This window comes from Pseudomonas sp. URMO17WK12:I12, from assembly GCF_000514395.1.
GTDB lineage: Bacteria > Pseudomonadota > Gammaproteobacteria > Pseudomonadales > Pseudomonadaceae > Aquipseudomonas > Aquipseudomonas mucoides.
This window is the reverse complement of sequence record NZ_AZVV01000027.1, coordinates 1-5168: the sequence shown is the minus strand read 5'-3', so window position 1 is coordinate 5168 and position 5168 is coordinate 1. Positions and strand designations below refer to the sequence as shown.

The following is a 5168-nucleotide window of genomic DNA, read 5'->3' as shown; positions in this document are numbered from 1 at the left end:
GGGCGCATCATGGCGGGCTGGCTCTTGAGGGAGTCGGAAGCACCGCATCCTGGATCAGCTAAGTGCTTTGAATGTGGGGTTCATCGAGCGCTTACCTTAATTGGAGGTCTTAAATGGGAACCATTTTTGTTCAGCTTAATAGCGAAATCAAGAGGCGCGTAGTTTCTGTTTTTGGCGGACCGCAAAATGAAGAAGAACATCCGCATCAGGGTAAAATTGAAGACACGGATGATCGCTATATCGCCTTCTTGACTCACGCCCCCGGACGAGGCTCCCCCAGAGGTTAGTCCTGATAGACAAGTTGAAAGATTTTCTACACACGACCCCCTATATATCGGCAATGCTCTCCTAAAATTCGATCGTTAAGCAATTGACGGTTTTCCAGAGATTATATTTGCCTTTCTCATAACTGTTAATTTTTTTAGGCGTGCAAATAGATTTATCACCGGGCGGCTCAGGTGAATGCCGTAGGTTTCAATTGTCCGATGCATTGCGTAACAGAACAAAAGCAGTGTTGTTAAAATCCCAAACTGCTCCCACTTGCCGGAAAGTCCCAGCGCCCTAATTGGGATTGCGAAATAATCCCACGTCCAGTTATGGAACAAATATACAGAGTAGGTGAGATCTGAAAACAAGCGGAGAGCCTTACTGTCTTCGAACTGCGCCCGAAGGAAGAGTGCTGCCATAAATATAAATAGCGCCAAAATGGCGTAATGGCTGCCCATCCAGTTCGGTTGGTAGCCAGCGATCACGTTCATGGATATGTAAAGCATAGTGATGGATGCGGCGGTACATATCAGACGAGAAGACAATCGACGCTCAGCTAAATAGAGCATTGAGCCGATAAAAAGGAATGGTCCATAGGCATTTAGATAACCAAAAGACCAAACTGCCGAAGAAGGTATGGGTGGCATTTTGTAAAGGCCGTAAGCTGCTAGCATGTAAATAGTTGGGATCAGCTTTTGAAAGTGAAATACTCCCACTCTCTTCATCGCAAACATGAATAGATAGAAGAGGACTTCTATGCGTAATGTCCACTCAACTCCGTGAAGGGCTGGGAGCGTACTGTAGAAATCGCCGATGAGTAGTAGTCGCTGTACAAATACCATCGTATCAGGAAAAGCCTCTCCGGACACAAAGGTCTTGAACGCGGCTTCTAAAATAACTGCGGTGATATAAAGCGGGTAGATTCTGAATGCGCGCTTGATAAGAAAGTCTGTCGCGGCTTCTTTTTGTAGTACATGAGTGATGATGTATCCCGAAGTAAGAAAGAATACCACTACGCCCGCTGCGCCTCCTTGGCAAAACGGCATCAAAAATTCGGCAGCTTTTCTAATTGTTATGTGTTGGCTTGTGTTGTTTGCCAGCGCGGTCAAGTACTCAAAGAATTTATGACCTATAAGTACTGTGACAAAAGCAAAAACCCGCATGTAATCTAAGAAAACGATTCGACCTTTATCTGGATCGATCATGGTTGCATCCTTTGTAAATATAATTGTTTGGGTGTTTTGCGATTAGGTCACACGAGGCAGCAGGATAATACATGTGTGCCAATTATCAATCGACAGTTTTGCAATCATTCAAATTCGCCTTGGCGCAGATTTTTTTCTAAGTGGAGATGAGCATGCCTATCACCGCGCAGTAGCCGCTGCAGATCCTCCCGAACGCCGGCAAACAAGCCGACGTTTTTGCGTTTGCGCTGAACCTGGCCATGGATCTGTACCAGATCAACACCCCGCTGCGCATGGCGGCCTTCATCGCATAGGTGGGCCATTAGTCCGGTCAGCTCCGTTATGTGCGCGAGCTCGGTGGTGACCAGTACCTGAGTAAGTACGACGCCGGGCCGCGGGCGAAACGCTTGAGCAATCCCCCAAAGACGGACGGTGACAGGCAGAAGTACCGCAGGCGCGGGCTGATCCAGATCATCAGACACGATAACTACCTGGCGTGCAGCAAGGCGCTATTCGGTAATGGCCGGTTGCTGCGACGCCTGAACTGCTTGAGCAGGCCGAGTGGGCGGCGAAGTCGGCGGCGTGACTGGGGAATTCCCGGAACCTGAATGCTCTCGCAGATGCTGGCGACTTCGTGGGCGTGACCAAGCGCATCAATGGCGGCGTTAATGGCCTGACTGAGTGGCAGACGTTCTACGAAACTGCGATGACGGTGCTGGCATGACCTCGATCTGGCTGCGAATCCTTCATTATGTAGCAGTGGTCCTGCTGGTGGTCGCCGCACTATTTGGTACCTACCACCACGGCGTGACCGTGCCGGCTGCCAAATGGCAGGGCCAGTGGAAAACCCGCAACAGCCGGGACGCTTAAACGAAGGCAGACAACGAAGCCGCCGAGCGCACCAAAGAGCAGGCCTACCAACAATCAATCAACAAGGCGGTTCAAGATGGTCAACGTATCATCGATCAAACGACGGCTGATGCTGCGGCCACTCGTACTTCTGCTGACAGCCCGCGCTGAGCAGCCGACAACCTTGCCAACCGACTCGCAACCAGTGAAGCCAGCGGCAATTCCTGCGTTGCCACCGCAAGCAGGGCAGCTTCCCGCGCAGCAATGGTGGTTGCCGACGTGTTCAAGCGCGCTGACCAGCGAGCGAGTTGGATGCAATTGGCTGACCAAGCCAGAGCCCGGGGGCTGACCTGTGAGCAGGCGTATGACGCAATTGCCCTATGATTTAGGGCTGCCAAGCCATGCAACAGAAGAATTGGACAGGGTAATGTCAGTATAGTACGTTCTCACCTAATATATCGGATGTTTAGGGTGTACATGAACAACAATACTTGTCCTGTGTGTAATGGCGTTCTTTCTCGAGGAATACAAGCCTGGCACTTTAAGTGCGGGTCTTGTCGTTATGAGAAGGCAGATCTTCAACCAACTATTAATCAGTCATCAGCGCATGCGCTTATTGATGAGGCAGATAGAGAAACTGGCCTTCGTGAAGTTCGTGTAAGTAATTTTAGAAAATTGCTTGACGTAATCTCTGTTTTTAAGCCGGGTGGCGGAAAGCTAGTTGATGTTGGATGTGCTCATGGCTGGTTTGTGGAAATTGCCATGTTGAAATTTGACACGATTGGAATAGAGCCAGATGAAGCTGTATTTACCTCAACAAAAGCAAAAAATCTACCCGTTCGAAAAGGGTATTTTCCAGATGCACTGGGTGATTCCGAAACATTCGACGTGATTGTATTCAATGACGTGATCGAACATATACCGAGCATCAATGATGTTATTGCGGCGTGCCATCAGAAATTGAATTCAGACGGTTTGCTGGTCTTGAATCTCCCTAGTAGTGATGGAGTTTTCTACAAGCTATCCAGATTATTCAGCGCCATAGGGAAATTCGGATTTTTCGAGAGGCTTTGGCAAAAAGATCTGCCTTCTCCGCACGTCCATTATTTCAACCGCCGAAATCTTTCCAGCTTTCTCCAGAAGAGAAATTTCACTCCCGTTGCCTCTGGAACATTGCCAACCTTGGGGCTAGCAGGTCTCTACACGAGAATTTCTTATACGGGAAACCTAGGGACTATTTCCAAAATTTTAATCTACTGCACTATCGCCGCTGCGCTTCCTGTCCTGCGCCTGCTGCCAAGCGACATTGTATATGTCGTCGCCAAAAAGGTGTAGGTCGACCGCCCATCATCCTCATTGCGGATTTTGCTCAATACTCGATACTGTTTGTTTGTACGGTGTCGAGTTGACCTGTATTTCCTGATTACACCGATGAGAGAGCGGGGCGTCGCCCGGCCATGGAAGGACATCCGGCATTCGGTCCCGATCCGTGGTGATGTGAACATCTGCAATGTGCTGTGCAAACCGTAGACCGGACCAGCGATGTCGCTGAGATTCGTACCGATATGCCGCTGAATCCTCCACCGCTTCCCCCACAGCTTGGCGCTCATGTCTCAGGGATGGCGACCAACGCGTTCGCGCTGAGCAGCCTGGAGGAAATCGGTGGCTGTCTGTGTGCACAGTCGTGGTGGTGCCGAGCTATATAAATGAGGTCGGCAGAGCGTCATGAGTTAGGCCCTCACGTCCAATGAGAGCTTGGCGTTACGAGATCGGCCCATACCTGCATCAATTCCCGGCGCTGCTTAAGGTAGGCGGCATGGTTGTATACATCACGAATCAAGCTGGTATCGGCGTGAGCAAGTTGGCGCTCGATCCAATCCTTGTTGTATCCACGGCCGTTCATTTCGGTGGAGAAGAGGTGCCGGAAACCGTGGGGCGATTGCTTGCTGGTAAGCCCGCAAGAGCCCATGACGTAATTCGCGTAACTGATCCCGATTGGCGCAGTCAAGATATTGCAGTTCCTGATACGTAGCGCTGCCCGCCTGTGATCGGCAGCACTCTTTTCAGAAGATCAATTGCTTGACGCGACATTGGGACCGAATGGTCCCGGCGCATCTTCATCTTGGCGGCCGGTGTCGTCCAAGTCACCACATCAAGGTCGATCTCCGACCATTTGGCGTGCCGCACCTCTCCTGGGCTTGAGGCCATGTAGATCATTAACATGAACGCCGTTTTCAGTTGGTGACCGGATGCGCAATCTCGGATCGCCGCCATGGCGTTCGGCATTTCGCTGAAGGGTAGGAACGGGGGGAGGAGTGTGCGGCCCCAGCTTCTCGGTCACGGCACGCATCTCGGCGGTGGGGTTCGCCTCGATCAGTCCGGTGGCAATGGCGTAGCTGAATACTTGGCTCATGCACTGTCGCACCTTAACAGCGGCGGCCACCGACCCACACTTCTCGACCGCGGCGAATCAAAACGATAACGTCGGCCAGCTTGATAGAGTCAATCTGCCGGTCGCCAAAGACCGGGAGAACGCCCGAAGCCATGGCATTATTGATCACCCTGTAGGTGCCAGGCGAAATACTCCTCTTCCTGAAAGCCAATCATTCGTCATAGATACGACGAAAGGTGCGGCCCCAGGCCTCGATCATCTAAGCCTTCTTCTCCCGCCTCGAATTGCGCGGATTAACTCCGTTCGCAACGTCCTCTCGCGCCTCGTCTCTCCGTGCGCGTGTTTCCTTCGTAAGCGATCCATAAACCTCGCATACCATATGGCCGGGGTATGAAGTCAGATATCCGAGTCGGATACATGCTCCACTTGAGTTCTTAACCCAAACAACCGGTCGGCTATCTGCCGACCTAGCTCCA

Annotated in this window: 7 protein-coding genes and 2 pseudogenes; 5 read left to right on the top strand and 4 right to left on the bottom strand. The window is 51.2% G+C overall.

Going from position 1 to position 5168, the window contains the following annotated elements:
* Positions 1-113: 113 nt before the first annotated feature.
* Entirely contained in the window at positions 114-287 is a 174-nt protein-coding gene (locus D882_RS1000000132785; protein WP_155953755.1) for a hypothetical protein, read from the top strand.
* A gap of 75 nt (positions 288-362) precedes the next feature.
* Here the strand turns inward: D882_RS1000000132785 and D882_RS01000000131495 are convergent, their stop codons facing one another.
* A complete protein-coding gene (locus D882_RS01000000131495; protein ID WP_050590251.1) occupies positions 363-1472 on the bottom strand; it encodes an acyltransferase in 1110 nt (369 codons plus the stop codon).
* 239 nt (positions 1473-1711) lie between these two features.
* Here D882_RS01000000131495 and D882_RS1000000133325 point away from each other — a divergent pair.
* From D882_RS1000000133325 to D882_RS01000000131485, 4 genes and pseudogenes are all read left to right on the top strand, one after another.
* Positions 1712-2175 (top strand): annotated as a pseudogene (locus tag D882_RS1000000133325) (glycoside hydrolase family 19 protein).
* On the top strand, positions 2172-2321 hold the full coding sequence (locus tag D882_RS1000000133320; protein ID WP_256218491.1) for a hypothetical protein: 150 nt from the start codon (positions 2172-2174) through the stop codon (positions 2319-2321). Before D882_RS1000000133325 ends, D882_RS1000000133320 begins: the two are co-directional and overlap by 4 nt.
* A 225-nt stretch (positions 2322-2546) precedes the next feature.
* Positions 2547-2684: pseudogene (locus tag D882_RS1000000133315) on the top strand (DUF2514 family protein); the annotation flags it as partial.
* Positions 2685-2777: 93 nt separating this feature from the next.
* Complete coding sequence (locus tag D882_RS01000000131485) at positions 2778-3635, top strand: bifunctional 2-polyprenyl-6-hydroxyphenol methylase/3-demethylubiquinol 3-O-methyltransferase UbiG (RefSeq protein WP_177327629.1); 858 nt, start codon at positions 2778-2780, stop codon at positions 3633-3635.
* A gap of 403 nt (positions 3636-4038) precedes the next feature.
* Here the strand turns inward: D882_RS01000000131485 and D882_RS1000000133310 are convergent, their stop codons facing one another.
* From D882_RS1000000133310 to D882_RS1000000133300, 3 genes are all read right to left on the bottom strand, one after another.
* Positions 4039-4203, bottom strand: coding sequence for a hypothetical protein (locus tag D882_RS1000000133310; protein WP_256218493.1), 165 nt, complete (start codon positions 4201-4203; stop codon positions 4039-4041).
* A gap of 101 nt (positions 4204-4304) precedes the next feature.
* Positions 4305-4565: a tyrosine-type recombinase/integrase gene (locus D882_RS1000000133305; RefSeq protein ID WP_256218492.1), complete on the bottom strand. Its 261-nt coding sequence runs from the start codon at positions 4563-4565 to the stop codon at positions 4305-4307.
* Positions 4453-4713 carry a hypothetical protein gene (locus D882_RS1000000133300; protein WP_256218494.1) on the bottom strand — a complete coding sequence of 87 codons (261 nt, stop codon included), beginning with the start codon at positions 4711-4713 and terminating at the stop codon, positions 4453-4455. Before D882_RS1000000133300 ends, D882_RS1000000133305 begins: the two co-directional genes overlap by 113 nt.
* Between the last annotated feature and the right edge of the window lie 455 nt (positions 4714-5168).

Bases quoted from the DNA above. Each gene is read 5' to 3' on its own strand.
- D882_RS1000000132785 (WP_155953755.1), top strand. From the start codon at position 114: ATGGGAACCATTTTTGTTCAGCTTAATAGCGAAATCAAGAGGCGCGTA.
- D882_RS01000000131495 (WP_050590251.1), bottom strand. From the start codon at position 1,472: ATGATCGATCCAGATAAAGGTCGAATCGTTTTCTTAGATTACATGCGG.
- D882_RS1000000133320 (WP_256218491.1), top strand. From the start codon at position 2,172: ATGACCTCGATCTGGCTGCGAATCCTTCATTATGTAGCAGTGGTCCTG.
- D882_RS01000000131485 (WP_177327629.1), top strand. From the start codon at position 2,778: ATGAACAACAATACTTGTCCTGTGTGTAATGGCGTTCTTTCTCGAGGA.
- D882_RS1000000133310 (WP_256218493.1), bottom strand. From the start codon at position 4,203: ATGAACGGCCGTGGATACAACAAGGATTGGATCGAGCGCCAACTTGCT.
- D882_RS1000000133300 (WP_256218494.1), bottom strand. From the start codon at position 4,713: ATGAGCCAAGTATTCAGCTACGCCATTGCCACCGGACTGATCGAGGCG.